This window comes from Stutzerimonas chloritidismutans (assembly GCF_038562055.1).
Lineage (GTDB): Bacteria > Pseudomonadota > Gammaproteobacteria > Pseudomonadales > Pseudomonadaceae > Stutzerimonas > Stutzerimonas chloritidismutans_A.
Genome location: NZ_JBCFXD010000009.1, coordinates 11,488 through 37,218, shown reverse-complemented (window position 1 = coordinate 37,218; position 25,731 = coordinate 11,488). Strand labels below are relative to the sequence as shown.

At 62.2% G+C, this 25,731-nt stretch carries 22 protein-coding genes; 5 read left to right on the top strand and 17 right to left on the bottom strand.

Features of this window, described 5'->3' with window-relative positions; translation table 11 throughout:
- Positions 1-1,413 carry a DNA polymerase Y family protein gene (locus AAGW23_RS14505; protein WP_342407114.1) on the top strand — a complete coding sequence of 471 codons (1,413 nt, stop codon included), beginning with the start codon at positions 1-3 and terminating at the stop codon, positions 1,411-1,413.
- A complete protein-coding gene (locus AAGW23_RS14500) occupies positions 1,410-4,487 on the top strand; it encodes an error-prone DNA polymerase (RefSeq protein ID WP_342407113.1) in 3,078 nt (1,025 codons plus the stop codon). The genes AAGW23_RS14505 and AAGW23_RS14500 overlap by 4 nt, the downstream gene beginning before the upstream one ends.
- A 16-nt stretch (positions 4,488-4,503) precedes the next feature.
- On the opposite strand, the gene AAGW23_RS14495 is transcribed toward AAGW23_RS14500, so the two are convergent.
- The 12 genes from AAGW23_RS14495 to AAGW23_RS14440 are packed head-to-tail and all read right to left on the bottom strand — an operon-like array spanning position 4,504 to position 16,310.
- Positions 4,504-4,764 (bottom strand): hypothetical protein, encoded by a 261-nt coding sequence (locus AAGW23_RS14495; RefSeq protein ID WP_342407112.1) that lies wholly within the window; start codon positions 4,762-4,764, stop codon positions 4,504-4,506.
- Entirely contained in the window at positions 4,761-5,408 is a 648-nt protein-coding gene (locus AAGW23_RS14490) for a cytochrome c oxidase subunit 3 (protein ID WP_342407111.1), read from the bottom strand. Before AAGW23_RS14490 ends, AAGW23_RS14495 begins: the two co-directional genes overlap by 4 nt.
- Positions 5,395-7,020, bottom strand: coding sequence for a cytochrome c oxidase subunit I (locus AAGW23_RS14485; RefSeq protein WP_148924031.1), 1,626 nt, complete (start codon positions 7,018-7,020; stop codon positions 5,395-5,397). Before AAGW23_RS14485 ends, AAGW23_RS14490 begins: the two co-directional genes overlap by 14 nt.
- Positions 7,017-8,021: a cytochrome c oxidase subunit II gene (coxB, locus tag AAGW23_RS14480; protein ID WP_342407110.1), complete on the bottom strand. Its 1,005-nt coding sequence runs from the start codon at positions 8,019-8,021 to the stop codon at positions 7,017-7,019. The genes AAGW23_RS14485 and coxB overlap by 4 nt, the downstream gene beginning before the upstream one ends.
- Complete coding sequence (locus tag AAGW23_RS14475) at positions 8,011-8,820, bottom strand: SCO family protein (protein WP_342407109.1); 810 nt, start codon at positions 8,818-8,820, stop codon at positions 8,011-8,013. Before AAGW23_RS14475 ends, coxB begins: the two co-directional genes overlap by 11 nt.
- Positions 8,820-9,251, bottom strand: a complete 432-nt coding sequence (locus tag AAGW23_RS14470) for a hypothetical protein (RefSeq protein WP_342407108.1) — start codon at positions 9,249-9,251, stop codon at positions 8,820-8,822. Before AAGW23_RS14470 ends, AAGW23_RS14475 begins: the two co-directional genes overlap by 1 nt.
- Positions 9,248-10,267, bottom strand: a complete 1,020-nt coding sequence (locus AAGW23_RS14465; protein ID WP_342407107.1) for a hypothetical protein — start codon at positions 10,265-10,267, stop codon at positions 9,248-9,250. The genes AAGW23_RS14470 and AAGW23_RS14465 overlap by 4 nt, the downstream gene beginning before the upstream one ends.
- A complete protein-coding gene (locus AAGW23_RS14460) occupies positions 10,264-10,785 on the bottom strand; it encodes a cytochrome c (protein ID WP_342407106.1) in 522 nt (173 codons plus the stop codon). Before AAGW23_RS14460 ends, AAGW23_RS14465 begins: the two co-directional genes overlap by 4 nt.
- Positions 10,785-11,312, bottom strand: coding sequence for a DUF3341 domain-containing protein (locus AAGW23_RS14455; RefSeq protein WP_342407105.1), 528 nt, complete (start codon positions 11,310-11,312; stop codon positions 10,785-10,787). The genes AAGW23_RS14460 and AAGW23_RS14455 overlap by 1 nt, the downstream gene beginning before the upstream one ends.
- On the bottom strand, positions 11,305-12,693 hold the full coding sequence (nrfD, locus tag AAGW23_RS14450; RefSeq protein WP_342407104.1) for an NrfD/PsrC family molybdoenzyme membrane anchor subunit: 1,389 nt from the start codon (positions 12,691-12,693) through the stop codon (positions 11,305-11,307). Before nrfD ends, AAGW23_RS14455 begins: the two co-directional genes overlap by 8 nt.
- Complete coding sequence (locus AAGW23_RS14445) at positions 12,690-15,650, bottom strand: TAT-variant-translocated molybdopterin oxidoreductase (RefSeq protein ID WP_342407103.1); 2,961 nt, start codon at positions 15,648-15,650, stop codon at positions 12,690-12,692. The genes nrfD and AAGW23_RS14445 overlap by 4 nt, the downstream gene beginning before the upstream one ends.
- Before the next feature lie 3 nt (positions 15,651-15,653).
- The gene (locus AAGW23_RS14440) at positions 15,654-16,310 is read right to left on the bottom strand and encodes a cytochrome C (RefSeq protein ID WP_342407102.1); all 657 of its coding nucleotides are present in this window, start codon (positions 16,308-16,310) and stop codon (positions 15,654-15,656) included.
- Positions 16,311-16,597: 287 nt separating this feature from the next.
- Between AAGW23_RS14440 and fdhF the strand changes: the two genes are divergently transcribed.
- Both fdhF and AAGW23_RS14430 read left to right on the top strand, forming a co-directional pair.
- Entirely contained in the window at positions 16,598-19,561 is a 2,964-nt protein-coding gene (fdhF, locus tag AAGW23_RS14435) for a formate dehydrogenase subunit alpha (RefSeq protein WP_342407101.1), read from the top strand.
- Positions 19,561-20,043 carry a DUF1641 domain-containing protein gene (locus tag AAGW23_RS14430; RefSeq protein ID WP_342407100.1) on the top strand — a complete coding sequence of 161 codons (483 nt, stop codon included), beginning with the start codon at positions 19,561-19,563 and terminating at the stop codon, positions 20,041-20,043. Before fdhF ends, AAGW23_RS14430 begins: the two co-directional genes overlap by 1 nt.
- Positions 20,044-20,060: 17 nt before the next feature.
- Here AAGW23_RS14430 and AAGW23_RS14425 read toward each other — a convergent pair whose 3' ends face one another.
- From AAGW23_RS14425 to AAGW23_RS14405, 5 genes are all read right to left on the bottom strand, one after another.
- Complete coding sequence (locus AAGW23_RS14425) at positions 20,061-20,735, bottom strand: haloacid dehalogenase type II (RefSeq protein ID WP_342407099.1); 675 nt, start codon at positions 20,733-20,735, stop codon at positions 20,061-20,063.
- An 83-nt stretch (positions 20,736-20,818) separates the two neighbouring features.
- Positions 20,819-21,310, bottom strand: coding sequence for a hypothetical protein (locus AAGW23_RS14420; protein WP_342407098.1), 492 nt, complete (start codon positions 21,308-21,310; stop codon positions 20,819-20,821).
- Positions 21,311-21,363: 53 nt separating this feature from the next.
- Positions 21,364-21,819, bottom strand: coding sequence for a DUF305 domain-containing protein (locus tag AAGW23_RS14415; RefSeq protein ID WP_342407097.1), 456 nt, complete (start codon positions 21,817-21,819; stop codon positions 21,364-21,366).
- 15 nt (positions 21,820-21,834) lie between these two features.
- Positions 21,835-22,380 carry a cytochrome c gene (locus AAGW23_RS14410; protein WP_342407096.1) on the bottom strand — a complete coding sequence of 182 codons (546 nt, stop codon included), beginning with the start codon at positions 22,378-22,380 and terminating at the stop codon, positions 21,835-21,837.
- A 243-nt stretch (positions 22,381-22,623) separates the two neighbouring features.
- The gene (locus AAGW23_RS14405; protein WP_342407095.1) at positions 22,624-23,703 is read right to left on the bottom strand and encodes an endonuclease/exonuclease/phosphatase family protein; all 1,080 of its coding nucleotides are present in this window, start codon (positions 23,701-23,703) and stop codon (positions 22,624-22,626) included.
- Between the two features lie 227 nt (positions 23,704-23,930).
- Here AAGW23_RS14405 and AAGW23_RS14400 point away from each other — a divergent pair, with 227 nt between their 5' ends.
- The gene (locus AAGW23_RS14400; RefSeq protein ID WP_342407094.1) at positions 23,931-25,406 is read left to right on the top strand and encodes an FAD-dependent oxidoreductase; all 1,476 of its coding nucleotides are present in this window, start codon (positions 23,931-23,933) and stop codon (positions 25,404-25,406) included.
- Positions 25,407-25,731 lie beyond the last annotated feature (325 nt).

The window sequence follows — 25,731 nt, the reverse complement described above, 5'->3', positions numbered from 1 at the left end:
ATGCTCTGGGCCTGCATCCTGCTGCCGCAACTGGCCATGGACGGTGTACTGCGCAGTCGCAGCGACGCAGACGCGCCACTGGCACTGCTGAGCGGAACGCCCCAGCACCGCGTGCTACAGGCCGTCAACCCAGCGGCGCGGGCACTCGGGCTAAAGGCTGGGCAATCATTGATAGCGGCCCAGGCGCTGACACGGGGATTCGAGACGGCTGAATATGACCTGGCTTCGATCGAACGCTGGCAGCAATTCCTCGCCGCCTGGGCTTACAGCTTCAGTTCACAGGTCAGCCTGCACTACCCGCGCTGCCTGCTCATGGAAGTGCAATCGAGCCTCGGCCTGTTCGGCCCCTGGCCGCGTCTGGAGGCAAGACTGCGCACCGAGCTGAGTGCGCTGGGCTTTGGGCATCGCATCACGCTGGCACCCAATCCTGCAGCCGCACGGGTACTGGCCAACGTGCATGACGGCTTGGCGGTAACGGATACACCTGAGCTGCATCAGGTACTGGCTGACCTGCCGGTAGATCGCCTCGGCTTGCCACGCGATGTGTCCAACGCCCTGGCGCGCATGGGGTTGCGCACCTTCACGCAACTGCTGGCACTGCCTCGGGATGGTCTGGCAAAGCGTTTTCCGGGAGAAGCATTGAGACACCTCGACACCCTGCTGGAGCATCGCCCGTTGGGCCTGGGTTTCTATCGCCCGCCTGACCGCTTCGATGCGCGTATCGAGCTGAACTTCGAAGTCGAGTCGCACCAGGCCCTGCTGTTCCCGCTGCGCCGTCTGACCGCCGACCTCGCCGCTTACCTGGCAGGCCGCGACAGTGGGGTGCAACGCTTCACCTTGCACCTGGAGCACCGCAGCCTGCCCGAAAGCCTGTTACCGGTCGGTCTACTCGGCGCGGAGCGCGACCCGGCCATGCTGTTCGAACTGACCCGCGGTCGCCTGGAGCATCTGCAACTTCCAGCCCCGGTGCTGGCCATACGGTTGGTTGCGGACCAGTTGCCGACCTTCGTGCCCGAGCATCGCGCACTCTTCGATGAGCGACCGCAGCAGTCGCTGCCCTGGGAACAATTGCGCGAGCGATTGCGTGCCCGCTTGGGCGACGATGCCGTGCAAGGGCTTGCTGTGCGCGCCGACCATCGCCCCGAATGCGCCTGGCGACCAGAGTCTGCGACCCACCTGGAAATGCCATCGTCCACAGCACCCCGCCCCGGCTGGCTGTTGAGCGAAACTAAACCGCTACACGAAGCCACACTGCGCATTCTCTGCGGCCCCGAGCGTATCGAATCGGGCTGGTGGGACGGTGGCGATGTGCGCCGCGACTACTACCTGGTGGAAACCCGCACGGGTCAACGCGGCTGGGCCTTTCGGGCTGTCACGGGAGGGCCGTTGATGTTGCACGGCTGGTTCGCATGACGCCCGAATACGCCGAACTGCACTGCCTCTCCAACTTCAGTTTTCAACGGGGCGCCTCCAGTGCCAAAGAGCTGTTCGAACGCGCCGCGCTCCAGGGCTATAGCGCCCTGGCGATTACCGATGAATGCACGCTGGCTGGCATCGTCCGTGCCTGGCAGGCGTCCAAGGAAACAGGCCTGCCGCTGATTGTCGGCAGTGAAATGCAGATCGAGAAGGGTCCGAAGCTGCTCCTGCTGGTCGAGAACCTGCTTGGGTATCAACGCTTGTGCCGGCTGATTACCAACGCCAGGCGTCGCGCCGAGAAAGGCCAATACCAGCTGCTGGGCGAGGACCTGAACGACCCCCTGGATGGGCTATTGGCCATCTGGCTGACCCACCAGCCCGAGGCTGACGCCGAAGGTCTCTGGTTGCGCGAACACTTTCCGGATCGTCTCTGGCTGGGCATCGAACTGCACCGCGGACACGACGATGCCACGCACCGGCACCGAATGCAGGCACTGGCCAGGCGCGTAGGCATACCCGCTGTGGCCTGTGGCGATGTGCATATGCACGCCCGTGGCCGGCGCGCCCTGCAGGATTGCATGACTGCAATCCGCCATCACCTGCCTGTAGCCGAGGCCGGGCGCCACCTGTTCCCCAACGGTGAACGCCACCTGCGCCGGCGTGAGGAGCTGGCCCAGCTCTATCCCCACGAGTTGCTGGCAGAGACGCTGCGTATCGCCGAGCGCTGCCCGTTCAGCCTCAAAGAGCTGAAGTATCAGTACCCACACGAGCTGGTGCCCAGCGGCCACGATGCCAGCTCATGGCTGCGCAAACTGGTCGAAGATGGCATGAGATGGCGCTGGCCGGCAGGTGTGACGGAAAAATCACGTGCGCTGGTCGAACATGAATTGCAGCTGATCACCGAGCTGCACTACGAGAGTTACTTTCTCACCGTCCACGACATCGTCCGCTTCGCCCGCGAACGTCACATTCTTTGCCAGGGCCGCGGTTCGGCAGCCAACTCGACGGTGTGTTTCGTATTGGGCATCACCGAACTCGACCCCTCGCATAGCCGCTTATTGTTCGAACGTTTTCTTTCCCGTGAGCGCAACGAGCCACCGGACATCGACGTCGACTTCGAGCACGAGCGCCGTGAAGAAGTGATCCAATATGTGTTTCGACGCTACGGCCGCAATCGCGCCGCACTGACGGCGGTGGCAAGTTCTTACCGCGCCACAGGCGCAGTGCGAGATGTGGCCAAGGCGCTTGGCTTGCCGCCGGATCAGATCAATGCCCTGGCCGAGTGCTGCGGACGCTGGAGTGAGCACATACCCGATGACGCCCGACTACAAGAAGCCGGCTTCGATCCCAGCAGTCCGGTGTTGCGTCGGGTTCTGGTGCTGACCCGTGAATTGATCGGCTTTCCTCGTCACCTTTCACAGCATCCGGGCGGGTTCGTCATCTCCGAGTATCCGCTGGATACCCTGGTGCCGGTCGAGAACGCCAGCATGGCCGACCGCACCGTGATCCAGTGGGACAAGGACGATCTCGATGTGGTCGGCCTGCTGAAGGTCGATGTGCTGGCGCTCGGCATGCTCAGTGCGCTTCGCCGTACCTTCGACCTGATTGCCCGTTATCGCGGCACGCTGTGGACCCTTGCCACACTGCCCAAGGAAGACCGGCCGACCTACGAGATGATCAGCCGCGCCGACACCGTGGGCGTTTTCCAGATCGAGTCGCGCGCGCAAATGGCCATGCTGCCCCGGCTGCGTCCTCAGACGTTCTACGATCTGGTGATTCAGGTCGCCATCGTGCGGCCCGGGCCGATTCAGGGCGATATGGTTCACCCCTACCTGCGCCGTCGCAATAACGAAGAGCCGGTGGAGTATCCCTCCGAAGAACTGAAACCCGTGTTCGAGCGCACCCTTGGCGTGCCGCTGTTTCAGGAACAGGTGATGGAGCTGGCAATCGTCGCTGCCGAGTACACCGCCGATGAAGCCGACAGACTGCGCCGCGCCATGGCTGCCTGGAAGCGACACGGCAGTCTCGAGCCGCACCGCGTGAGATTGAGCGAACGTATGCTCGCCCGTGGCTACACCCCGGAGTTCGTTGCACGGATCTTCGAGCAGATCAAAGGCTTCAGCAGTTACGGCTTTCCCGAGTCGCATGCGGCCAGCTTCGCCCTGCTCACCTATGCCAGTTGCTGGCTCAAATATCATGAACCAGCCGCCTTCGCCTGTGCCTTGATCAACAGCTGGCCGATGGGCTTCTACAATCCCGATCAGATTCTCCAGGACGCTCGCCGTCACGGCCTCGAAATCCGGGCGCTGGATGTTCGCCACAGCGGTTGGGATTGCAGCCTTGAGCCGACCGAGACCGAGCAACCAGCAATCCGTCTGGGAATGCGCCTTGTACGCGGATTTCGTCAGGAGGATGCGAATCGCGTCGAGACGGCTCGTGAGCAGCAACCCTTCACCGGTATCGACGACCTCTGCCTGCGAGCCCGACTGGATGCCCGCGCACGAGAACAGCTGGCTGACGCCGGAGCGCTGAAAGGATTGGTCGGCCACCGGCACCAGGCTCGCTGGGCCGTGGCTGGCTTCGAGCCGCAACTGCCCTTGTTCGCTGAACAGGTTTCGACCGAAGAGGCGCCGGTCGCCTTGCCGGTGCCCTCGGTTGGAGAAGAGCTGATGACCGATTACGCGACACTTGGCACAACGCTTGGCCCGCACCCGCTGGTTTTGTTACGTGACCAGCTCAGGAGCCGACGCTGCCGCAGTTCGCGGGAGTTGTCTAAGGTGGAACACGGTCGTCTGGTCAGCGTCGCGGGCCTGGTCATTGGTCGCCAGCGCCCCCAGACGGCAAGCGGGGTCATCTTCGTCACCCTGGAAGACGAGTTCGGCATGATCAACGTGGTGGTCTGGCACGACCTGGCCGAGCGGCAACGGCGCGTGCTGATACAGTCGCAAATGCTTCGAATCGATGGGCATCTTGAATCGGCCAACGGTGTACGGCACGTCATCGCCGGGCGCCTCAGCGATCTCACCCCGATGCTCACCGGGCTCGATGTGCGCAGTCGGGACTTTCAGTGATGGACCCAGCGAGCAGCTAGCTACCGCGCGTCAGCAGATCAGCTATTGAAAGGGCGAACAGGAACACCAGCCAGAACCCCGCGCCCAGCGCAAAAAAGCGCACCAGCGGCGAGTGGGTACCGAGCTGGGCCAGCCCGAACAGCACCAGCATGGCCTGCCCGGCTGCACAGACCAGCGCAAGCATCGCCCACTGTGGAAACTGAATGGCTATCGTGGCGCTGATCGCCAGTAGCGCCAGCAGCCCGACATAGATCAGCACCAGCTTGCCTGCCTTCATGTTGCCCTCCCGACCAGATAAAGCGAGGGATACAAGAAGATCCAGACTACATCGACCAGATGCCAGTACAGGCCGACCATTTCCAGTGTGATCGCCCGCTCGGGCAGTTTCATATGGGCGAAGTGAATGCGCCCCACCATGCCCAGTACGATCACCACCGCAATGGTCAGGTGCACCGCATGCAGCGCGGTGGCGAAGAAATAGATGTTCATGAACAGCCGCGCGGCGGGATTTTCCAGCGGGGACTCGGGGCCTATGCCGGGCAACAACCCTTCCTGGTATTCCCAGCCGTACTCGAAGAACTTCACCGCCAGGAACGCCAGGCCGAAGAAGGCGCTGAGCAAGAGCCACTGCTGCACCCGACGGTAGTTACCCAAGCGCGAAGCCTGCACCATCAGGCTCATGCACAGGCTGCCGGTGAGCAACAGCGCGCTGTTGAATCCCGCCAGGATCGAATGCAGGTGCTGCACCGCCTCGCCCACTGCCTCGGGGTGCTGCAGCCGGTAGTAATAGATGATCAGAAACAGCACACCGAACATCATGATTTCAGTGGCGAGAAACAACCACATGCCCAGAAAACTCGCTTCTCGCTGCTGGGCTGCGGTCTGGTAGGGCTCGGTCAGGTACCCGTCAGGATCGGCCATGGGTCGCCTCGGGAGGGTAATCGTAGGCCTCGAAGTCAACGATCGGCGTCTCGACAAAGTTGTACTGTGGCGGTGGCGACGAGGTGCGCCATTCCAGCCCCGCCGCATCCCACGGGTCATCATCGGCCAACGGGCCGTAACGCAACGACCAGAGCAGATAACAGAACGGCATGATGTAACCCACCGCCAGCACCCCTGCGCCCGCGGACGACAGCACATGGAGGAACTGAAAATCCTCCGGATAACTGTGGTAACGCCGCGGCATCCCGAGATAGCCGAGCAGGAACTGCGGGAAAAACGTCAGGTTGAAGCCGCAGAAGATCATCACTGCCGCAATCTTTCCCCATAGCTGCGAGTACATCCGTCCGGTCATCTTTGGCCACCAGAAGTGCAGCGCGCCAAAGAACCCGGCCACCGCCGCGCCGACCATGATGTAGTGGAAATGCGCGACCACGAAATAGGTGTCATGTACGTGCACATCCGCCGCCAGCAGCGCGAGGAAGAGCCCGGTCACGCCGCCGATGACAAACAGACCGATAAAGGTCAGCGCATAAAGGAAGTGCGCGTCGATGGTCAGATTGCTTTTGTAGAGTGTGGCGGTCCAGTTGTAGACCTTGATGGCCGAGGGGATCGCCACCAGAAAACTGAGCAGTGAAAAGACCATGCTGGCGTACATCGACTGCCCCGCCACGAACATGTGGTGGCCCCAGACCATGAAGCCGATCACCGCGATGGCCAGGCTGGAATAGGCGACGAACGAATAGCCAAAAATACGCTTGTGCGCCGCCGCGGTGATCAGCTCGCTCATCACACCCATCGCCGGCAGGATCATGATGTACACCGCCGGATGGCTGTAGAACCAGAACAAGTGCTGAAACAGCAATGGATCGCCGCCCAGGTTGGGGTCGAACACGCCAATGCCGAACAGGTACTCCGCCGCCACCAGCAGCAGCGTGATGGCCAGCACCGGCGTGGCCAGCACCAAGATCACCGAGGTGGCATAGAGCGACCAACAGAACAGCGGCATTCGGAACCAGGTCATGCCCGGCGCCCGTAGCGTATGAATCGTGACGATGATGTTCAGCCCGGTCAGGATCGACGAAAAACCGACAATAAAAACCCCGAGAATCACCGCCACCACATGACCATTACTGAACATGGTCGACAACGGCGTGTAGAAGGTCCAGCCGGTGTCCACACCGCCAGCCAGTAGTGAATACAGCGTGAAGAGACCGCCGCCCACCAGCAGATACCAGCTGAACAGATTCAGCTTGGGAAAGGCCATCTCCTTGGCACCGATCATGATCGGGATAAGGAAGTTGCCAAATACCGCCGGGATCGAGGGAATCAGGAAGAACCACACCATGACCACACCGTGCAGGGTGAAGGTGCGGTTGTAGCCGTCCGGGCTCAACAGGTCGCCCTCGGGGGTGACCAGCTCGATGCGCACCAGACCGGCGGCCAGGCTGCCGAGAAAAAAGAAGGCCGTGACGCCGATCAGGTAGAGGATCGCAATGCGTTTGTGGTCCGTGGTCAGCAGCCAGGTGCGTAGCCCGTGCTCGTCGGCAAGGTAACTGGGCGAGCGGTCGGCGGCCGGGTTCTTCTGAGTCAAGGGAGTGTCTCCTCTGGCGTTGGACTGCGGGGGCTGTCGGCATGCGGCTCGCGCTGTCCGCTTTCCCCAACTTTGCCAAGCGACTGGATATAGGCCGTCAGGCGCAGCACGCCCTCCTCATCGATCACGTTGGCGAAGCTCGGCATGATCGATTCGTAGCCAGCGACGATCTGCTTGTGCGGCAGCAGGATGCTGTCGCGGATATAGGCCTGATCGGCGACTGCAAAACGACCGTCTTCCAGCGCCACCCGGCGACCATAGAGCCCCTCCAGTTCTGGCGCTCTCGCCACGGCGGCCGGGCCGTGGCAACCGCTGCAACCGAACTGGCGAAACAGCACCTCGCCCTGCTCGGCCAGGGACTCGCTGGCACCGGCCTGTGACAGCCAGCGCGCGTACTCCTGTGGCGGTTGCACAATCAGCGTGGCAAGCATCTTCGAATGATCGGTGCCGCAGTATTCGGCACAGAACACCTCGTAGCGACCGGTTTCGGTGGCGTTGAACCAAAGCTGCGTGTAACGCCCCGGCAACAGGTCCTGCTTGATGCGCAGGGCCGGAAAATACAGGCTGTGAATCACGTCTTGGGAGATCATGTTCAGCCGCACCGGGCGCCCAACCGGCACGTGCAAGGTATTGATCTCGCGTTGACCACCGGGATGCTGGAATTTCCACATCCATTGCTTGGCCACGACCTGAATTTCCATGGCATCCACCGGCGGCGTGCGCACTTCGTAGTAGAGCTTCGCAGAGACCAGGTAGATGATCATCGAGCCGATGAAGGGCAGCACGATCCAGGTCATTTCGACCTTCATGCTGCCGCGCGGGCGATGGTCGCGCCGCACCTGGGTGCCCTTGCGGTAGCGTATCGCGAACAGAATCGTGAGCACGAACACCGGCACGACGAAGATCGCCATCATTCCGGTGAACGACCAGATCAGCCAGTCGATGCTGTTCGCATGCTCGGATGCGGTCTGCGGCCAGAGGCGCAGAAAATCATTGTCCATCGCCGGCCTCCCGCTTGCGTCGCTCGCGCCACAGCGACAGCCCTATGAAACCGAGCAACGCCACCGCCGTGCCGGTGCCGCCCACCTGCAGCGCACCGATGACCCAGTTGTCGTACCCGCCGGTGCGCGGGTTGTAGTGGTAACAGAGCAGCAGTAACTGATCACTGAAATCGCCGACCCGCCCTTCCCCTGCATCAGTCAGGGCCAGCCGTAGATCGTTGGGCTGATAGCCGAGCCCATACAGCCACTGCACCAGCTTGCCGGACGGGCTCAGCGTGGCGATCGCCGAGGCGTGCGCGTATTCCTTAATGTCCGCATCCCAGCGGTAATGAAAGCCCAGCGCGTCGCTAACGCTGCGGCTGGCCGACTCCTGTCCGGTGAGCAGATGAACCGATTGCGAACCCGCCAACTCTGGCCAACGCCGTTCGAGCTTGTCGCGTTCGACGCGGGCATCGGCTGGTGTCTCGTGCGGGTTGAAGCTATAAGCGATCACCACGTAATCCTTGCCCAGTTCGAAGGGCACCGCGCCGAGCAGGTTGAAAAGGCTCGCCAGCTGCGACCCGCACACGTTAGGGCAGCGGAAATAGACCGGCACCAGTACCGCAGGACGGCCGTCGAGCAATTCGGCAAGCGTGACCGACTTGCCGCTGTCGTCGGTGAACCGCGTATTCACTGGCACCTGTGCACCGGGCTGCGGGTCGATGCCAGCGGCAGCGAAGGGATCAAATGGCTCGGCGGCTCGCGCAGAGAATGTCAGCACCAAAGACAAGGCGGCGAGAATCAGCAGCAGACGGCTCATCAGGGTTGCGCCCTCTGTTTGGTCTGTTGCAGGCGTACGTCCCGCCCGCCGCTGGCCTCCACCGGGCTCGGCCAGCCGCGCTCTAGCAACAGGATGCGTGCTCGCGGAAGCGGGATACGCGCAACGCCAGCCTCGCGGTCGATCCAGGCGTAGCGGTTCAGGCGCTGCTCGGCCTCGCGGATCACCTGCTGGCCGTTGCCACGGCTACTGGTTTCCAGACGCGGCGCAGGCGGGATAATTCTGTCGCGCTCGAGCGCCGTCACCGGTGGCTCGGGCGTCGAGTCGTAGTAGCTAATCAGCACAGCCACGGCAGTAAGTGACACTGCCAGCGTAGCCAGCAAGCCGAAGCCAACCGCCAACAGGCCTTTGACATTAGCGTCGTGGTGTTCGAAGCCATCATCTTTCGAGCGAGGGTCAACCGGGACGCTCATGTGGACCTCCTCGGTAGAACCAGCAGCGCGATCAGTCCTCCGCCAGCGGCGGCAGCGGCCAACATCGCCAAGCCGCTTGCCAGCGCATTCAAACCAGACAGGCTCGCCATACTCAGCCAGGCGCCTTCGGCCAGCCCCAGCAGCAGCGTGCCACCGGCGAGTATCGCCAGTGGCACCCGGCGCGCTGAAAACGGCCACCAGGTTGCGATGAATACGAGGCTCTGCAGCGCCACTAGCCAGGTCAACAATGGCCATTCTCGGGCGCGGATCTCGTACCAGCGAACCTCTTCGGGCAGGTTGCCGTACCAGACAATCAGATACTGCATGAAGTGCAGATAGATCCAGGCTAACGCCGCAGCCGACAGCAAGCCGCGCAACACACCCGGGCGGGAGGTGCCGGCGATCAGGCTGAGCAGAATGCAGGTAGCGATCCCGGACAGCATCAGCCGGCCCAGCCATATCAGCCCGAAGATGCTGGATGCGAAGTGCGGCGCCATCGATTGAGCCCAGTCGAAGGCCGCCAGCGACACGCTCAGCACCACCGCGATCAGGCCCAAACCGGCGCCCGCCGGGTTGTGCAGCGTGGTCGGCAGCAGCCAGCGCGCCAGCGCCCACCACAGGCCGACATAGAGCAAACCGCGCACGACGAAACTGGGCCACCAGAGCCACAACCCGCGAAAGCCATCGTTGTACTGGTGCATCCACTCGTAGATAAACCCGGCGCCAAGCAGTCCGGGCAACACCAGCGCTGCCAACGCCGGCATGGCCCGGCTGGCAACCAGCGTCCAGGGCCATAGCTGATCGCGAACGCTGCCGCTGACCGGCGCCAAAGCGAGGCCCAATGCCAGCGCGCCCAGCGGAATCCCAGCCCAGCCCAACAGACTCGCCACACAGGCGGCCAAGGTATCGCGCGGCGCCAGCAGCAGGCCTATGCCTAGCCCAACCACGCCGATGGTCAACGCCGCCCAGGCAATGCTGCGTGCACCCTTGGCGCCCTTGAATCTCACCGCGCTCATGGCAATGCCTCCAGCGCGCGGCGATCAGCCTCGGGCAGTTGGGCTACCTCGGCCGTGCGCGCCAACTGCAGCGCCCGTATGTGCGCAACGATCGCCCAGCGATCGGCCGGTCGAACCCGCGCGGCGTAGCTGTACATCACGCCATAACCATCGGTGATGACCTTAATGAAATGCCGATCAGGTGCCTGCACCAACCGCGGCTCGGCGAAGTCTGGCGGTTGCGGGAAGCCGCGCTGCACCACTGTCCCCAGTCCATCACCGGCCAGTCCATGACAGGGCACACAATTGATGCGATAGCGCTCCTCGCCCCGGGCCAGGAGCGCGTCGGACAGTGGTGGACGCTCATCCAGGACCGTCTCCCATGCCAACTCGCCGCGCGCCACCGAGCCGACCGGCGGCGCCTGGTTGACCTTGCCGTCCGGGAAAAACAGGCTGGCCTCCTGCGCGTCGGCACGTGGCTGCTGCGCCATCTGATCGCAGCCGCTGAGCAACAGGATGAAAACGAAAAGCCAAGGCATCAGGCAGGCACCTTGCTGACCGACACCGCCCGCTCCGCCAGCCAAAGAGCCGTATCGGTCTCGCTGAACCGCGGATCGTCGGCGCGGATACACAGCAGGAAGCGATCATCACTGGCGCGCTTAAAAGCCTCCATCTCGAACAGCGGGTGGTGCAATAGCGGAAGGCGGCAAAGAAACAGCAGACCGAACAACGCCCCCAGCGCGCCGCCGGTGATGGTCAACAGGAACGTAATGACGGCGAAGCCCTGCAACGCGACCAGAGGCCTGCCGCCGATATCCAGCGGGTAGCTGAGATTGGCGTATAGCTGCATGCCCACGGCCAATGCACCGCCGGTTAGCGCGCCAAGAATCCCCGCCCAGTAGGCACGATTGCTGCGCTGGCCGAGCACCGGCTCCAGCTCTGGCAGCATAAACGGGCTGTAGGCCTCCATTCGCGTGTAGCCAGCCTCGCGCGCGGCGCGAGCTGTTTCGATCAGCGGTTCAGGATGGGCAAAATCGGCCAGCAATCCGTAGCAGCGCTCAGTCATCAGCCTCTCCTCGATTGCGGTGTAGCGCCTCTTTGACCTCAAAGGTGGAGATCATCGGCAGCATCCGCATGAACAGGCTGAACGGCACGAGAAACAGCCCAAAGGTGCCGATGAATAACGACCAGTCCCAGAACGTGGGGCTGTAACCCTGCCAGGTGGCCGTGAGGTAATCGCGGGTAGCCGGAACGATGATCAGCATCCAGCGCTCGCACCACATGCCGATCAGCACGCCGACCGCAATCGCCAGCAGAGCCTTACCGTTGCGTCGCACCTGCGGCCACCAGAGTGTTTGCAGGCAAACCAGATTGAAGAAGATCGCCGTCCACCAGCTCCAGGCCATCGGCCCGGTCAGACGCGCCATGGCCATGGTGATCTCGTGTTCCTTGCCCGAATAGAAGGCAATGAAGGTGTCGGCGAAATAGCCGTAAGCAGTCATCCAGCCGCTGGCGAGCAGCAATACGCCGAGCACGTCCAGATGCTTGACCGTGATCAGTAACTGCCAACCAAAGAAACGGCGCAGCCCCAGCGCAATGATGATCACCAACGCAAAGCCGGAGAAGATTGCGCCAGCGACGAAATACGGAGGAAACACCGTCGAGTGCCAGCCGGTTTCCGGTGACAGATCGAGCAGGAACGAGTAGCCGCTGGACACGGCAAACACCAGCGGAATCGCCAGCAGCGCGATGAAACGATAGGCCCGCCGCCAGTGCGCCCAGTGCGAAGAAGCACCGCGCCAGCCGAGCGCCAGCAGCCCGTAGAAAATCTTGTAACGGCGTTTGCGGGCGTGATCGCGGGCCGAGGCGAAATCCGGTATGGCCCCGATGTAGATGAACATCAGCGACACGAACAGGTAGCCAAGCACGGCAAAGAAATCCCACGAGGTCGGACTTTTGAACTGCGGCCACAATTCCATGGTATTGGGGTACGGGGCGCTCCAGTAGAACAGCCAGGGCCGCCCCAGGTGCAGGATCGGGTAGATGCCCGCGCAGACCACCGCCATCAGCGTCATCAGCTCGGCCATGCGGTTGAGCGAGTTACGCCACGGCCGGTTGAGCAGCAGCAACATCGCCGAAATGAAGGTTCCGGCATGCCCGATGCCCAGCCACCACATGTAGTTGAGGATGGGAAATCCCCAAAACACCGGATCGTTGTTGCCGAACACGCCGACACCCTTCCAGACCACCACGACCGCCGAAGCGACGAACAGGCCCAGCAACAGGCAGCTGAAGATGAACAGCGCCCACCAGGCGCGGCGATAACGAGCGAAGTCGACCGGGACGGTCAGCACCCGGTCCGAAACCTCACCAAGCGGCATTTGCCCGGGCAGGAAATGCGGCGTATCGGCGCCGGTGTACCCGGAACCTACACCCGCGCCGCTCACGACTTGTCCTCGACGATATTGGGCAGATCAACCAGACCCAGATAAGTGGTCTTCGGCCGCGTGCCCAGCTCTTCCAGCAGCGCATAGTGACGCTGGGTATCGCGCCCTTCGCGCACGCGCGCGCCCGGATCGGACAGATCGCCGAACACAATGGCCTGTGTCGGACAGCTCTGCTGGCAAGCGGTCTGGACCTCGCCATCGGCAATTGGTCGATCCTCGATTCGTGCGGCAATGCGGGCTTCGCTGATGCGCTGAATACAGTAGGTGCACTTTTCCATCACACCGCGCGAGCGCACCGTGACGTTGGGATTGCGCTGATGCTGGATCGAGGGCTCATCGTCGCCTGTCCAGTCGAACCAGTTGAAGCGGCGCACCTTGTAAGGGCAGTAGGACGCGCACGTGCGGGTGCCGATGCAGCGGTTGTAGATCTGCTCATTGAGACCGTCCGGCCCGTGCACCGTGGCGTTGACTGGGCACCCAACCTCGCACGGCGCCTGTTCGCACTGCATGCAGGGAACCGGCTGGAACGCCGAGGACTCAGGCTCGTCAGGGTCGCCCTTGTAATAGTGGTCGACCCGCAGCCAGTGCATGTTTCGGCCCACGGCGACCTGCTCTTTTCCCACCACCGGGATATTGTTCTCCGCCTGGCAGGCGACAACGCAGGCATTGCAACCAATGCACTGATCCAGGTCGATGGTCATGCCCCACACCGGCTCTTTCGGAGGCGTCGGCGGGTAGAGCGTCTTCGCTTGCTCAAAGAGGTAAAGCGGCTCTGTCGCCACCTTGCGATAGGCCTCTTCGCGCGGCTCGCTCTTGATGACTTCTTTGCCCTGCGGCATGTGATGCGACTGGGTCGTGGCCAGCGGCATGAACTCGCCGGTCTTCTCCAGCTTGGCGCCGCGACGCAGCCAGGGGTCAGCCGCCGTGCGCAACGGCGCCAGGTCGTAGCCCAGACGATCCGCCACCCGCCCGCCGCGGGTACGGCCGTAACCGGCGTAAAGGCTGAGGGTGCGCTCGGCATGACCGGGCATGATCCAGACCGGGCCAATCACCACGCGGCGGTCGAGCGTGACGCGCACCATGTCACCGTTCGCCAGCCCGTAGGCTTCGGCCAGCCTTGGCGCCACGCCGATGACGTTGTCCCAAGTAAGTTTGCTGATCGGCTTGGGCAGTTCCTGCAGCCAGCCGAGGTTCGCCAGGCGCCCGTCCCACACGCTGGGGTCCGGCAGAAAGCGCAGGGTCAGCCCATCCGCCGGAGTGGGTTCGGCATCCCAGCTGGCGGGCGCCGCCTCGACGGTCAACGGAGGTAGCGCGGTGTCGGCGATGAAGCCAAGTTCCAGCGCCTGTCGCCAGGCGTTTTCATCGAGCGACTGCCAGGTCTTGCGCAGTTCGGCGCGGCCATCGGGAGTGAGGTCCCCTTGCAACAACGCCAATACCTCGGACAGCGTGCGACTGCTGTAGAAGGTGCGCACCAGCGGCTGGCCCAGACAGACGCTGCCATCGGCGGCGCGGGCGTCGTTCCAGCCGTCGAGGTTGTGGGTCAACGGCAGATGCCAGTGGCAGTAGGCGGCTGTTTCGTCGTAGTAGAGCCCGGCATGGACGCGCAACGGCACCTGATCAAGCATCGATTCAAGCTCCAGGTCCGCCGGAGCAGTGTTCACCGGATTGCATTCGAGCATTAGCAGCGCTTCGACTTGGTCATCGCGAATCGCATCGACCAGCGCAGGGAGATCGCCCAGACGTTGCCCGCCCGCTTCGAGCCAGACCACCGGCTCGCTATAGCTCAGCGTGTGCCCGACGTTACCCAGTCGCTGATTGAGCCGGTGCACGGCCGCCTGAATCGCCACCGGCGTGCGTTCACCGGCAGTGATCAGGCAGCGACCGGCGCGGGCCTTGAGTTCGCGGGCGACCGCCTCGATCCAGCGCTGACGCTCGTCTGGCAGCGCTTGCGTCGGTCCTTCGCCCTCACCCAGCGCGGCTGCCAACGCCTGCAGGTAGGCTTGCAACGCCTCCGGTTCGATTCGCTGGCGCTCGCTGGCCTTGGCCCCGGTCAGCGTCGGCACTGATTCGACGACCAGCAAACGTGCTTCGCCATCACCCTTCGCTGCTCGCCGCTTGCGCTCGCCCCAGCCGAGCGCGTGCGGCAGTTCGCGAGGCCCGACACCGAGCCAGTCATGTTCGAAACTCAGCACCCATTCGGCGGCCTCAAAGCGGTAGTGCGTCTCGACGGCGCGGCCAAAGGCACGCTCGGCAGCCTGATAGTGATCGCCCTCAAAAGGCTCATGGCGATACAGCTGCGCCTCGGGCCAGCGCTGCAGCAGTTCTTCTAGCTGACGGCGCAACGTCGGTGAGCTGCTAGCGCCAAACAACAGGTGCAGCCCGCGACCACGCTGTTGATCAAGCCGTTCAGCCAGGCGGCTGGCATCGAGCTGAAAGCCGTCCCAGGTGGTATCCACGCCCTTGAAACGCGGCGCCTGCGAGCGATCCGGGTCGTACAGCTGGAGAATCGCCGCCTGAATGATCGCCGTGCTCGCTCCCTGGCTCAACGGGTGATCGGGGTTGCCCTCCAGCTTGGTCGGGCGGCCGACATGGGTGCGGCCCAGTACCGGCTGGGCGTAGCCGGCGAAGGTCACCGTGGTGGCATACCACTGCGCCTCGCCGGGGATGATCTTTTCTGGCTGTACCACATAAGGAACACCCTTCTCCGGTTCGCTGCAGCCAGCAAGCCCGGCCATTGCCATGGACGCGCCCATCACCTGCAGAAACCGCCGACGGTCCATCTGCGGCGCAATCGAAGGAAACTCCGCCTCGACGAATTCGGCGAACGCCGGTTCGTCGGCCAGTTGTTCGAGGCTGCGCCAGTACCCTGCCCCGCGTTCGCCTTCCAGACGCGTGCGAATCGCCTTCCAGTCGAGGGGCGCAGATTGCTGTGGTTCGGTGTCTTCTCGAATCTGCATGGCCTACCTATGGCATGTGTAGCAATGGGTCAGGTTGCCGTCGCCGATGTGAAACCTGCGCATCAGCGCCTCGCCGAGCTCCCGGCGGTCGCCCTTGTATTCCCAATTCATGTCAGTCACCGCCTCCCGTGGGCGCAGGCGCGGCGCGGGGTCCTGATGACAATCGAGGCACCAGCTCATGGTGAACGGCTCCGCTTTTTGCATCAGCGGCATGCGATCCACGCGCCCATGGCATTCGGCACAACCTACGCCCGCGTTCACGTGTACGCCGTGGTGGAAGAACACGTAGTCCGGCAGCTTGCTCACCCGGTTCCAGCGCAACGGTTCGCCCTGCACCAGGCTTTGGCGAACCGGTTCGAGCATGTCCGCGCCGGTCCAGATCTGCGAATGGCAACTCATGCAGGTGTGTGTTGGCGGCAGCCCCGCCACCGGACTGTTTTCGACATTGCTGTGGCAGTAACGACAGTCGATTTGCAGCGCACCGGCGTGATGCTCATGGCTGAACGGCACCGGCTGATGAATCGTCCACCCCTGGTCGGTGACATAGGACGAGCGCGAGAGGACGACGAACGCGACGAAAACTCCGACAAGCCCCAAAGACAAAAGGAGCAATGCCAGACGTAACCACATGTCGGCGGTGCGGGGGAAAAGCTGGGCCATCCGGTAAAACGCGTCCTGACTGTATCCGTTTGTGACTGTATGTTTCTGGCCGCCCGCCGCCGTATGAGTTCAATCGAAGCGGCGAACCAGCTGCCAAAGGCCATGGAGACCCCACAGATCAGAAGGGAACATTTGCGCAGGCCGGTCAGTCAGCTATGAACAATCTTTTCCGGAACCAACGCTCTAGCCTTGCGCTAGAGCGTTGGAATTCGCAGGAGCCGCCGGGCCGTGCCGGCACCAGGCCAGGATGCCATCCGCACCCATCCGACAACAAAAACGGAGGCCTGATGAGCAACTGCACGATCCACTTCGACGGCAAGCCCCTCAACGGGGATGCCGACACCCCGCTGATCGATTTTCTAGCCAGCCACGGCATCGACCTTCCCCACGTCTGTTATCACCGCGCGCTGGGCTCGCCACAAACCTGCGACGTCTGCTGGGTTCAGGTCGATGGCGAGCTAGTGCGCGGCTGTACGCTGCAGGCGCGCGACGGGCTCGAAGTGACCAGCCAGATCGCCGAGGCCAAGGCCGCGCGCGAGGAAGGCATGGATCGGCTGGTGGCCAAGCACGAGCTGTATTGCACGCTGTGCGAGCACAACACCGGCGACTGCACGTTGCATAACACCTATGCGCAGATCAATCCGCCGATCCAGCGCTACGAATTCAAGCGCAAGCCCTACGACAAGGACCACTCCAACCCCTTCTACACCTACGATCCGGACCAGTGCATCCTCTGTGGCCGCTGCGTCGAGGCCTGCCAGAACGTCGAGGTCAACGAGACGTTGTCGATCGACTTCAACATGGATCATCCTCGCGTGCTGTGGGATGGCGGCAAGCCGATCGACGAATCCAGCTGCGTCAGCTGCGGCCATTGCGTCACGGTGTGCCCGTGCAACGCACTGCTGGAAAAGACCATGCAGCCGGACGCTGGCCCGTTCACGTCGCTGCCGCAGGATGTGAAGCGGCCGATGATCGATATGGTCAAGAAGCTTGAGGAAACCATCGGCGCGCGGCCGATCACCGCCATCTCGAAGCTGGACATGCATTGGCGCCAGCCTGAGATCAAACGTACGAAAACAGTCTGCACCTACTGCGGCGTGGGCTGCTCGTTCGAGATGTGGACGCGCGACCGGCATATTCTCAAGGTGCAACCAGTAATCGATGCGCCAGCCAACGGCATCTCCACCTGCATCAAGGGCAAGTTCGCCTGGGATTTCGTCAACGACCCGAAGCGTCTGACCACCCCGCTGATCCGCGACAACGGCAGGTTTCGTGAGGCCAGCTGGGATGAGGCGCTCGATCTGGTCGCCCATCGCCTGCTGCAGATCCGCGATAGCCACGGCCCGGACGCCATCGGCTTCATCGGCTCCAGCAAGGCCAGTAACGAAGAGGCCTACCTCACACAGAAGATCGCCCGCGCGATCATCGGCACCAACAGCGTCGACAACTCCTCGCGCTACTGCCAGAACCCGGCCACCAAAGGCCTGTTTCGTACCGTCGGCTACGGTGGCGATGCCGGCACCATTGAGGATATGGAGAAGGCCGACCTGATAGTGATGGTCGGCAGCAACCTGTCCGAAAACCATCCGGTGATTGCCTCCAAGCTGAAGGCGCAAAAAAAGCACCGGGGCCAGAAGTGGGTGGTGTTCGACCCCCGCAAACACGAGATGGCCGAGCGCGCCGATATTCACCTGCGCCCCAACGCCAGCACCGACATGGTCTGGGCATCAGCGCTGTCGCGCTACATGTTCGAGCACGGCTATGCCGACCAGCAATTCCTCGATGCCCGGGTCAATCAGATCGACGAATACAAACGGTCGCTTGAGCCCTTCACCATGGATTTTGCCGCCGAGATTACGGGTATCTCGAAAGAAAAACTGATCGAAGCGGCCGAGCTGATTGGTCAGGCGAAAAGCGTCTGCCTGCTCTGGGCCATGGGCATCACCCAGCACAGCCACGGTTCGGACACCAGCACGTCGCTGTCCAACCTGTTGCTGGTCACCGGCAATTACGGCCGTCCCGGCACCGGTGGCTATCCGATGCGCGGCCACAACAACGTTCAGGGCGCCAGCGACTTCGGTTGCCTGAAAAACATGTACCCCGGCTACGAAAAGGTCACCGAGGAAAAGAACCGCGACAAGTGGGCCAAAGCCTGGGGCGTACCGAAGGAGAAACTGTCGCTGAAAAAAGGCAACGATAACTTCACCATGGTCAAGGGCGCCGACGAGGGCTCGGTCAAGGCGATGTTCATCATCGGCGAGGAAACCGCATTCTCCGACGCAGACAGCACTAGCGTGCACAGCGGCTTCGAAAGCCTGGATTTCATGGTGGTGCAGGACATCTTCATGAGCCGCACCGCCGAGTTCGCCGACGTGGTGCTGCCGGCCTCTCCCTCGGTGGAGAAGGACGGCACCTTCACCAACACCGAACGCCGCATTCAGCGCTTCTACCAGGTACTGCCGCCACTCGGCGACAGCCGTCCCGATTGGCAAATCCTCACCGACCTCGCCAAGCGCATGGGCTATGACTGGGGCTACACCCACCCGAGCCAGATCATGGATGAGGCGGCGAGCATCGCCACCATGTTCCAAGGCGTCAGCTATGAGCGGCTGGAGGGCTGGCAATCGTTGTTCTGGCCGATGCAAAGCGACGGCAGCACCACACCGCTGCTGTACACCGAGCGCTTCCACACCGATGACGGCAAGGCCGTACTCTTCCCGCTGGAATGGAAAGAGCCCGCCGAAGCGGCCGACAGCGAGTACGACATCATGCTCGACAACGGCCGCATGCTTGAACAGTTTCAGAGCACCAATCAGACCGGACGCGGGCCGCGCATCTGGTCGCAGGCGCCGAACTGGTTCGTCGAAGTCAGCCCCGAGCTGGCCGCCGAGCGCGGCATCGAGGACGGCACCTGGGTACGCGTGACCTCGCGGCGCGGTTCGGTGGAAGTGCGTGCCACGGTGACTGACCGGGTCGCCGGCAACACGCTGTTCATGCCGATCCACCAGGGCAAACCCGGCTTGAATCTGCTCACCGGTGAACATCATGACCCGGATGTGAACACGCCGGCTTACAAGGAAACCGCGGTCAAGCTGGAAGTGCTGCCAGAGAAAGGCGAGCCGCCGCTACCGTCGAACAACTTCCGCAACGCCCATCGCACACCGAACGAAGGCGTGCCCGTCGAGGTGAAGTGGTATCGCGAGGACTACGTCGAACCGCCCGCCCAAGCCCCGCATCCGGAGAGATTCTGATGGCCCAACGATTGAATTACGACGTCAAGCCGACCCCGACCGAGCCGACTGCCCGCGAAGAACTGGATACCCTGCTGGAAACCCTGCATCAAAGCGGCATCCTGCGCTTCGCCAATGATCTGGCCGGCTCGCAGCAACAACTGCTCAAGGTGCTGGTGGACGGCATGAGTAAGGAAGGCTCGCTCAACGCCGTGCAGAACCTGTCAATCCTCGGCATGGCGCTGTCCCGCATCGAGCCCGCGCAGTTCTACAAGACCGTGTTCGCGTTCCAGTCCGCCTTTGCCGCCGTCGGCCGGTACACGCCGGACGCCAAACATGACGAAGCGCCGGGTGTGACCGGCGCCTACAAGATGCTGCACGACGACGAACTGTGGGCTGCGCTGATGCCCATCATCGAGGGACTGAAGACCTTTGCCAGTGGCCTGGACAAGGAGGCAGAGAAGCCGATCACCGCCTTTAGCGGCAAAAAGACAGAGCAATGAGTGGCCGTTAACCGTCGCTACGCCTGCCGTGTGGCCAGCAGTTGCGCGGCGAAATTCTGCAGATCATCACCGATCAGATCCGGCGGGCTACCGGCCGGATTGAGCACCTTGCCTGGACGCGCGATGAACGCGGTTCGGCAACCTGCTGCCGCCGCGCCGGTGATGTCCCAGGCATGCGCCGCGACCATCATCATGTCTCCCAGCGCTATACCGTGGCGCTCGGCAGTCATTCTATACGGCTCCGCTGCCGGCTTATAACGCTGTGTTTCCTCGACCGACAGAACAGCGTCAAAGCTCTTGCCCAGCCCCGCCGACGCCAGCTGCTGCCGTAGCGCCTGCAAGCTGCCGTTGCTCAGGGCGGTCAGGTGAAATCCCGCGTCGCGCAGCTGTACCAGCGCGGGGCACACATCCGGGTGGGCCGGCAGCCGCTTGATGCCCTCAACCAGCCCCTGACAATGCGCTTCGCTCACCTCGACCCCGTGTCGGCGCCCGACCATCACCAATGCGGCCTGAGCCAGATCGGCGAACGGCTGAAAACGGCCAATGATGGTCGCGGTCATCCAGCCCTCCTGCAGGGTCAGGAACCATTCGACACGGCTATTGGCATCACCGAAGAGGCGCTCAAACAGCGGATCAAGCGCGGCGACGTCCAGCAACGTCTCGTTTACATCGAACACAAGGTGGCGAAGCATGCTCTTCTCCTGCACGGATCGGTGGAAGGCCAAGCGGTCTTCATGGGATGGCAAAGGTGCGGATAGCGGCTTATCGCGCAGAATCACGGGGTGGTGCAGCGATACCAGCCGCGATAGCCAACCCGTAGCCCCTGGTCCAGCTCGAAAACCATATCGGCTTCCGAGAGCTTGGTTGGCATGGTGTCGCCGGCTATCTCAGCGGGTTTGATGCTGACGGACATACCTTCGGCGCTCAGCGCGAAACCACCGGCCTCGGCACGCTGCGCCGCGAGTTTCACCAACCGGCCATTAACCTTCACCACGCCTTGGCCCGCTGTATCACCCGTCAACTCAAGCGCAACGACCGGCGAGCTTTCGGCGGTGTAGGCAAAAATGCAGCGCGGACCTGCGGCCAGCACCTTGTCGATTTCGGCAGCGTCGAGCGTCTGCGGATCAATCGTCGGAATATCAGGCGTGCCCACCGCTTCACGCGCACTGACAACCTCTGGTGTCGGTCCGCTCATCAGCGGTTTTTTAACACCTTCCCCAGGCGCAGGGTCGCCACAGGCGGTCAGCAACAGTGCGGCAAGCGGCATGAGCCATTTCCAGGCGAGCGAACGAGAGCCGCTCCGGTGCATATCAAGTTGCATCAGTCGACCCTCTCCAGTTCGTTGATCAGGTATTTCATTTCCGATATTTCACGACGCTGCGCCGCGATGATTTCATCAGCCAGTTTGCGCACGCGCGGATCGGTAATCTGTGCGCGCTCGCTGGTCATGATTGCAATCGAATGGTGGGGAATCATCGCCTTCATATAGTCCGTATCGCCTACGGTGGACTGGCTTCTAATTACCCAGAGCGTCAAGGCGAGTACAACAATGCTGCCAATATATATGGCGATATTGACGCCCTTCTTCTGATACATATTGAGCATAAAGCTCAGCATGATTACGGCCATGACGGCGCCCATCAAAAGCGCCATCCATGCCCGAGTCTCGCTCCAGAAAATATGCTCGAAGGCATAAGTGTTCAAGTACATCAGGCCGAACATCACTACAGTGGAAGTTGCGATCATGGCGGCAAAGCGCCAATAAGACATTTGCATTATCTCGTTTCCTTTTTAGTGTTTATGCGTGCCGGTTTGCTGACCCAGCGCGGCATATTCGCTGCTGGTCATGCCGGGGAGGCGCTCCACGAAAGCGGCGATATCCCAGAGTTCGGCATCCTCATGCGTTTCGCCGAAGGCCGGCATTCCCGACATGCGCACGCCATGTTTGACCAGCCAGAACACTTCGTTCGGCTGCCAGTGTGCTGCCTCGTCAATCAGGTGCGGCGGTTGCGGCAGCATGCCCTGGGCCCACTCGGCTCGCTTGACGCCCGGGCCAGCGTGGCAGTGTTCGCACATTGCCTTGTAGTGCTCTGCGCCGGCCTCGACCTGCGCTTCGGAAAAGGCTTCAGGCGGCTCCAACTCATCGGCCCTGGCCGCCACTGAGTGACTCATGGTGGTGGAGAACAACCAACGAACAAAGGGTGAATGATCCTGGGAAGCGGCGATGTTGTATGAGCCGGTATAGGCCACGAATAACATGAGCAACAAGGCCAATAAAGCAGCTAACACCACGCCCGCCGCTATGCCTTTGGTAAAGGAGCCTCTGGAGTTTTCCATATAACTCGTTACCTCCATCGAGTGAGTGGCTTTGCTTAAGGCGTAGACATAACAGCGCGGAGGTTAGTTGCTGGCAATTCAGCTAACTGACAAAAACGTAATGTCGATTAATAAAACGAAGCGGTTCTTGCTGTCATTACTTATCTATCCGTCGAAATATAGCCGTGCGTATTCGGTGCATTTACAGACCTACGATGATTCCACCCCGCGGCAGTCGGAGGCTCCCCGCGCTGCCCGGCACGCTCAGGGGCGCGGCACATCGTCCTTGCTGGCCGGTTCCTGCGCGACTTTGTTCTGCATGCGCGCCCGGTCATCAGCGTTGGTGTCCAGGCTGTGCTGTTCGCTCGCATGGCGACGGTCGTATTGCAGCTCAATGAACATTGGAAAGTGATCGGACCCAATATCCGTCAGGCGCTTGATGCGCACGACGCGAAAGTGAGCACTGTGGAAGAAGTGATCCAGCGGCCAGCGCAGCAAGCGGTGCTGCGCGTGAAAGGTGTTGAACATGCCGCGACCAATGCGCGGATCGAGCAGGCCGCTGATCTTGCGGAACAGGCGAGTAGTCGGCGACCAGGCTACGTCGTTCAGGTCACCCGTGATGATCACCGGTTCATCGGTCTGCTTGACGCTGCGCCCGACGATCAGCAGCTCGACGTCGCGTTCGGTGGACTCATCGTTTTCCGTCGGACTCGGCGGTGCCGGATGCAGGAAATGCATTTGCACGCCCAGCTCGTCATCGACCCGCAGCCGGGCGTGCATCGAGGGGATATCGTCCTGCACCAGGTAACTCAGCCTCTGATTTTCCAAGGGTAACCGCGAGAACACGTGCATGCCGTAGAGGTTGTCCAACGGACAGCGGATGGAATAGGGGTAGTCGTCGCTGAGGACCTGTAGCTGGTCCTCCCACCATTGGTCGCTCTCGAGGGTGACCAATACATCCGGACGATACTGTCTGACCAGAGCGATCAGGCGGTCGGCATGGCGGTTCGGGGTGAGCACATTGGAGGACAGGATACGAATCCGAGGCCCGTCGTCGTTCGGGTCGGCCCAATCGGCCTCACAGTGCACCAACGGCGTGTATGGGCGTATCCACCACCACTGGTAGGCCAGGCAAGCTAGCGTCACTGGTGGCAGCAGCAGGTTCCAGTGGTTCGAAAAATCCAGCAGTACGAGCTGAATCAGCAGCAGCACCAGCAATAACGCACCGATCTGCAACTTGGGAAAATCCCAGCCACGTATCCACCAGCTCGGGTTGCTCCAGTATTGAATGAGAGTGACCGCCACGAATACCATCGTCACCCCAACCAGGATGTCTTGGGTCATGGCTTGCCCTCCACCTTTTGAGTCCAGTCCATAGCTAGTTCGGATCGGCCCTCGCGCTGATTGTTCCTGTGCACAGTAACGGCCGCCTGCCAGGCGGTCCGGAACCCGCCCGAACCGGGTCGCTCTACTGCATAGTGCCTGACGTTTCTTTCCGCCCGTCATGCCGACTACGCCGCGACGGATGGCGAAATGTCGACAGCCCATGCGACTCAGCCGAGGAGTCCCCCATGCCTGCGCTATCTGCAAAACCCGACTGCTGCTGGACTGCCAGCGCACCCCACTGCGACTTTCCGCCAGCGACTGGCCACAGCGAATGCGACGTCGTTGTGATCGGCGCCGGTATCGTCGGGCTGAGCGCAGCCATGACCCTTTGCGAGGCAGGCAAGAAAGTCGTGGTACTCGAAGCGCGCGAAGTCGGCCGGCAGGTCACCGGACGCTCGACCGCCAAGGTCACCACTCAGCATGCGCTCATCTACCGCCACCTGATCGACACTTTTGGCCAGGAGCTGGCGCAGTGCTACGCCGACGTTAACCGCGAAGCGGTGAAACGCATTCGTCACTGGGTGGAGAGCTTAGAGATCGATTGTGATTACCAGCGGCAATCTGCCTTCGCCTATGGCTGTTCGGCAGACGCCCGCGAAGCCATCGAGCGCGAGGCCGAAGCTGCACACTGCCTGGGGTTTGCAGCCCGCGTTCTCGACCGCGCCCCCCTGCCCTTCGAAACCACCGGTGCGCTGGAATTTCCCGATCAGGCACAGTTCAATCCGGCCAGCTATCTGGTCGGTCTCGCGGCGGCAGTACAGGCTCGCGGTGGGCAGATCCACCAGCAGACCCGCGCCCAGAGCTTCGAGCGCAACGAGCGCTGGCAGATAGGCTTCGACGGCGGCACGATCCAGGCCGACCAGGTGATCATTGCTACGCACCTGCCGGTGGAGACGCCAATCGATCTGGCCAGCCCCACCCAACCGCGCTGTCACGTGGCAATCGCCTTCCGCCCAGAGGATGGCGCCAGCCTCGACGGCATGTTCATTGCGGTTGAAGAGCCGACTCATTCGATTCGCATGGGCCGCGACGAACAAGGCCCGCTGCTGCTCGTGCTCGGACCGCGCTTCAACACCGGACAGGACGGCGACGTGGCGAAGCGCTTTGTCGATCTCGAGCAATGGGCGCGCAGCAACCTGCCGGTCGGTGAAGCGGTGTGGCGCTGGTGCAACGAGGATTACGACACGGCCGACCGTATGGCCTACGTTGGCGAAGCTGACCCCGAGCAGGCGCCCGGGCTGTTCATCGCGACCGGATTCAACGCTTGGGGCATCAGCAACGGCACCGCCGCCGGGCTCGGCATCGCCCGCCAGATAGTGACTGGACGCAGGCCATGGAAGACGCTGTTCGATCCCCAGCGTCCGTCGCCGGACGACTACAACCAGAGCGGTGAGAGCCAGTCGCAGGTCGATGATCTGGAGGCCATCGGCCCGGGCGAAGGCGGCGTGATCACCCGCGGCGATGAACAGATTGCGGTATGGCGCGACGATGCCGGCGCGCTGCATGGCGTCTCTGCGGCCTGCACGCACATGGGCTGCAGCGTGACCTGGAACAACGCCGACCGCACCTGGGACTGCCCGTGTCACGGCTCGATCTTCCAGGCCGACGGCGAAGTCATTCACGGTCCGGCCACGCAGCCCCTGGCCAGCAAGCCGCTCTGACGCATCGGGGGCATTTGTAAGCCGAAGCACGCTCGGAAGCGGCTTCGGCTGGCTGACATTGCTCTCGTTGCTGAACACAGCTCGTTTGCAAAGGCGATGCCTTGAGGGGCTGCTGGACGGCTAGGTGACTATTGGCTGGTAAGCCATAGATAACCTTCTGACATACATCGCCCGTGCATTTTTACCTGATCTGAGGGCATCCTTTTGCACGTAGGTTGGTGCCACCCGGAGACGCTGTTCGGTGTCCGGATCGCGAGAGTCTGTTCGCCGAAGCGACCTGAGCAAGCCGATCCGCTGTTCGCATGCAGAAAAAACTGTAACGCTG

What these genes read in the sequence shown, in the direction of transcription:
- AAGW23_RS14505 (WP_342407114.1), top strand. Translation starts at nt 1, where the DNA reads ATGCTCTGGGCCTGCATCCTGCTGCCGCAACTGGCCATGGACGGTGTA.
- AAGW23_RS14500 (WP_342407113.1), top strand. Translation starts at nt 1,410, where the DNA reads ATGACGCCCGAATACGCCGAACTGCACTGCCTCTCCAACTTCAGTTTT.
- AAGW23_RS14495 (WP_342407112.1), bottom strand. Translation starts at nt 4,764, where the DNA reads ATGAAGGCAGGCAAGCTGGTGCTGATCTATGTCGGGCTGCTGGCGCTA.
- AAGW23_RS14490 (WP_342407111.1), bottom strand. Translation starts at nt 5,408, where the DNA reads ATGGCCGATCCTGACGGGTACCTGACCGAGCCCTACCAGACCGCAGCC.
- coxB (WP_342407110.1), bottom strand. Translation starts at nt 8,021, where the DNA reads ATGGACAATGATTTTCTGCGCCTCTGGCCGCAGACCGCATCCGAGCAT.
- AAGW23_RS14475 (WP_342407109.1), bottom strand. Translation starts at nt 8,820, where the DNA reads ATGAGCCGTCTGCTGCTGATTCTCGCCGCCTTGTCTTTGGTGCTGACA.
- AAGW23_RS14470 (WP_342407108.1), bottom strand. Translation starts at nt 9,251, where the DNA reads ATGAGCGTCCCGGTTGACCCTCGCTCGAAAGATGATGGCTTCGAACAC.
- AAGW23_RS14465 (WP_342407107.1), bottom strand. Translation starts at nt 10,267, where the DNA reads ATGAGCGCGGTGAGATTCAAGGGCGCCAAGGGTGCACGCAGCATTGCC.
- AAGW23_RS14460 (WP_342407106.1), bottom strand. Translation starts at nt 10,785, where the DNA reads ATGCCTTGGCTTTTCGTTTTCATCCTGTTGCTCAGCGGCTGCGATCAG.
- AAGW23_RS14455 (WP_342407105.1), bottom strand. Translation starts at nt 11,312, where the DNA reads ATGACTGAGCGCTGCTACGGATTGCTGGCCGATTTTGCCCATCCTGAA.
- AAGW23_RS14445 (WP_342407103.1), bottom strand. Translation starts at nt 15,650, where the DNA reads ATGCAGATTCGAGAAGACACCGAACCACAGCAATCTGCGCCCCTCGAC.
- AAGW23_RS14440 (WP_342407102.1), bottom strand. Translation starts at nt 16,310, where the DNA reads ATGGCCCAGCTTTTCCCCCGCACCGCCGACATGTGGTTACGTCTGGCA.
- fdhF (WP_342407101.1), top strand. Translation starts at nt 16,598, where the DNA reads ATGAGCAACTGCACGATCCACTTCGACGGCAAGCCCCTCAACGGGGAT.
- AAGW23_RS14430 (WP_342407100.1), top strand. Translation starts at nt 19,561, where the DNA reads ATGGCCCAACGATTGAATTACGACGTCAAGCCGACCCCGACCGAGCCG.
- AAGW23_RS14425 (WP_342407099.1), bottom strand. Translation starts at nt 20,735, where the DNA reads ATGCTTCGCCACCTTGTGTTCGATGTAAACGAGACGTTGCTGGACGTC.
- AAGW23_RS14420 (WP_342407098.1), bottom strand. Translation starts at nt 21,310, where the DNA reads ATGCCGCTTGCCGCACTGTTGCTGACCGCCTGTGGCGACCCTGCGCCT.
- AAGW23_RS14415 (WP_342407097.1), bottom strand. Translation starts at nt 21,819, where the DNA reads ATGCAAATGTCTTATTGGCGCTTTGCCGCCATGATCGCAACTTCCACT.
- AAGW23_RS14410 (WP_342407096.1), bottom strand. Translation starts at nt 22,380, where the DNA reads ATGGAAAACTCCAGAGGCTCCTTTACCAAAGGCATAGCGGCGGGCGTG.
- AAGW23_RS14405 (WP_342407095.1), bottom strand. Translation starts at nt 23,703, where the DNA reads ATGACCCAAGACATCCTGGTTGGGGTGACGATGGTATTCGTGGCGGTC.
- AAGW23_RS14400 (WP_342407094.1), top strand. Translation starts at nt 23,931, where the DNA reads ATGCCTGCGCTATCTGCAAAACCCGACTGCTGCTGGACTGCCAGCGCA.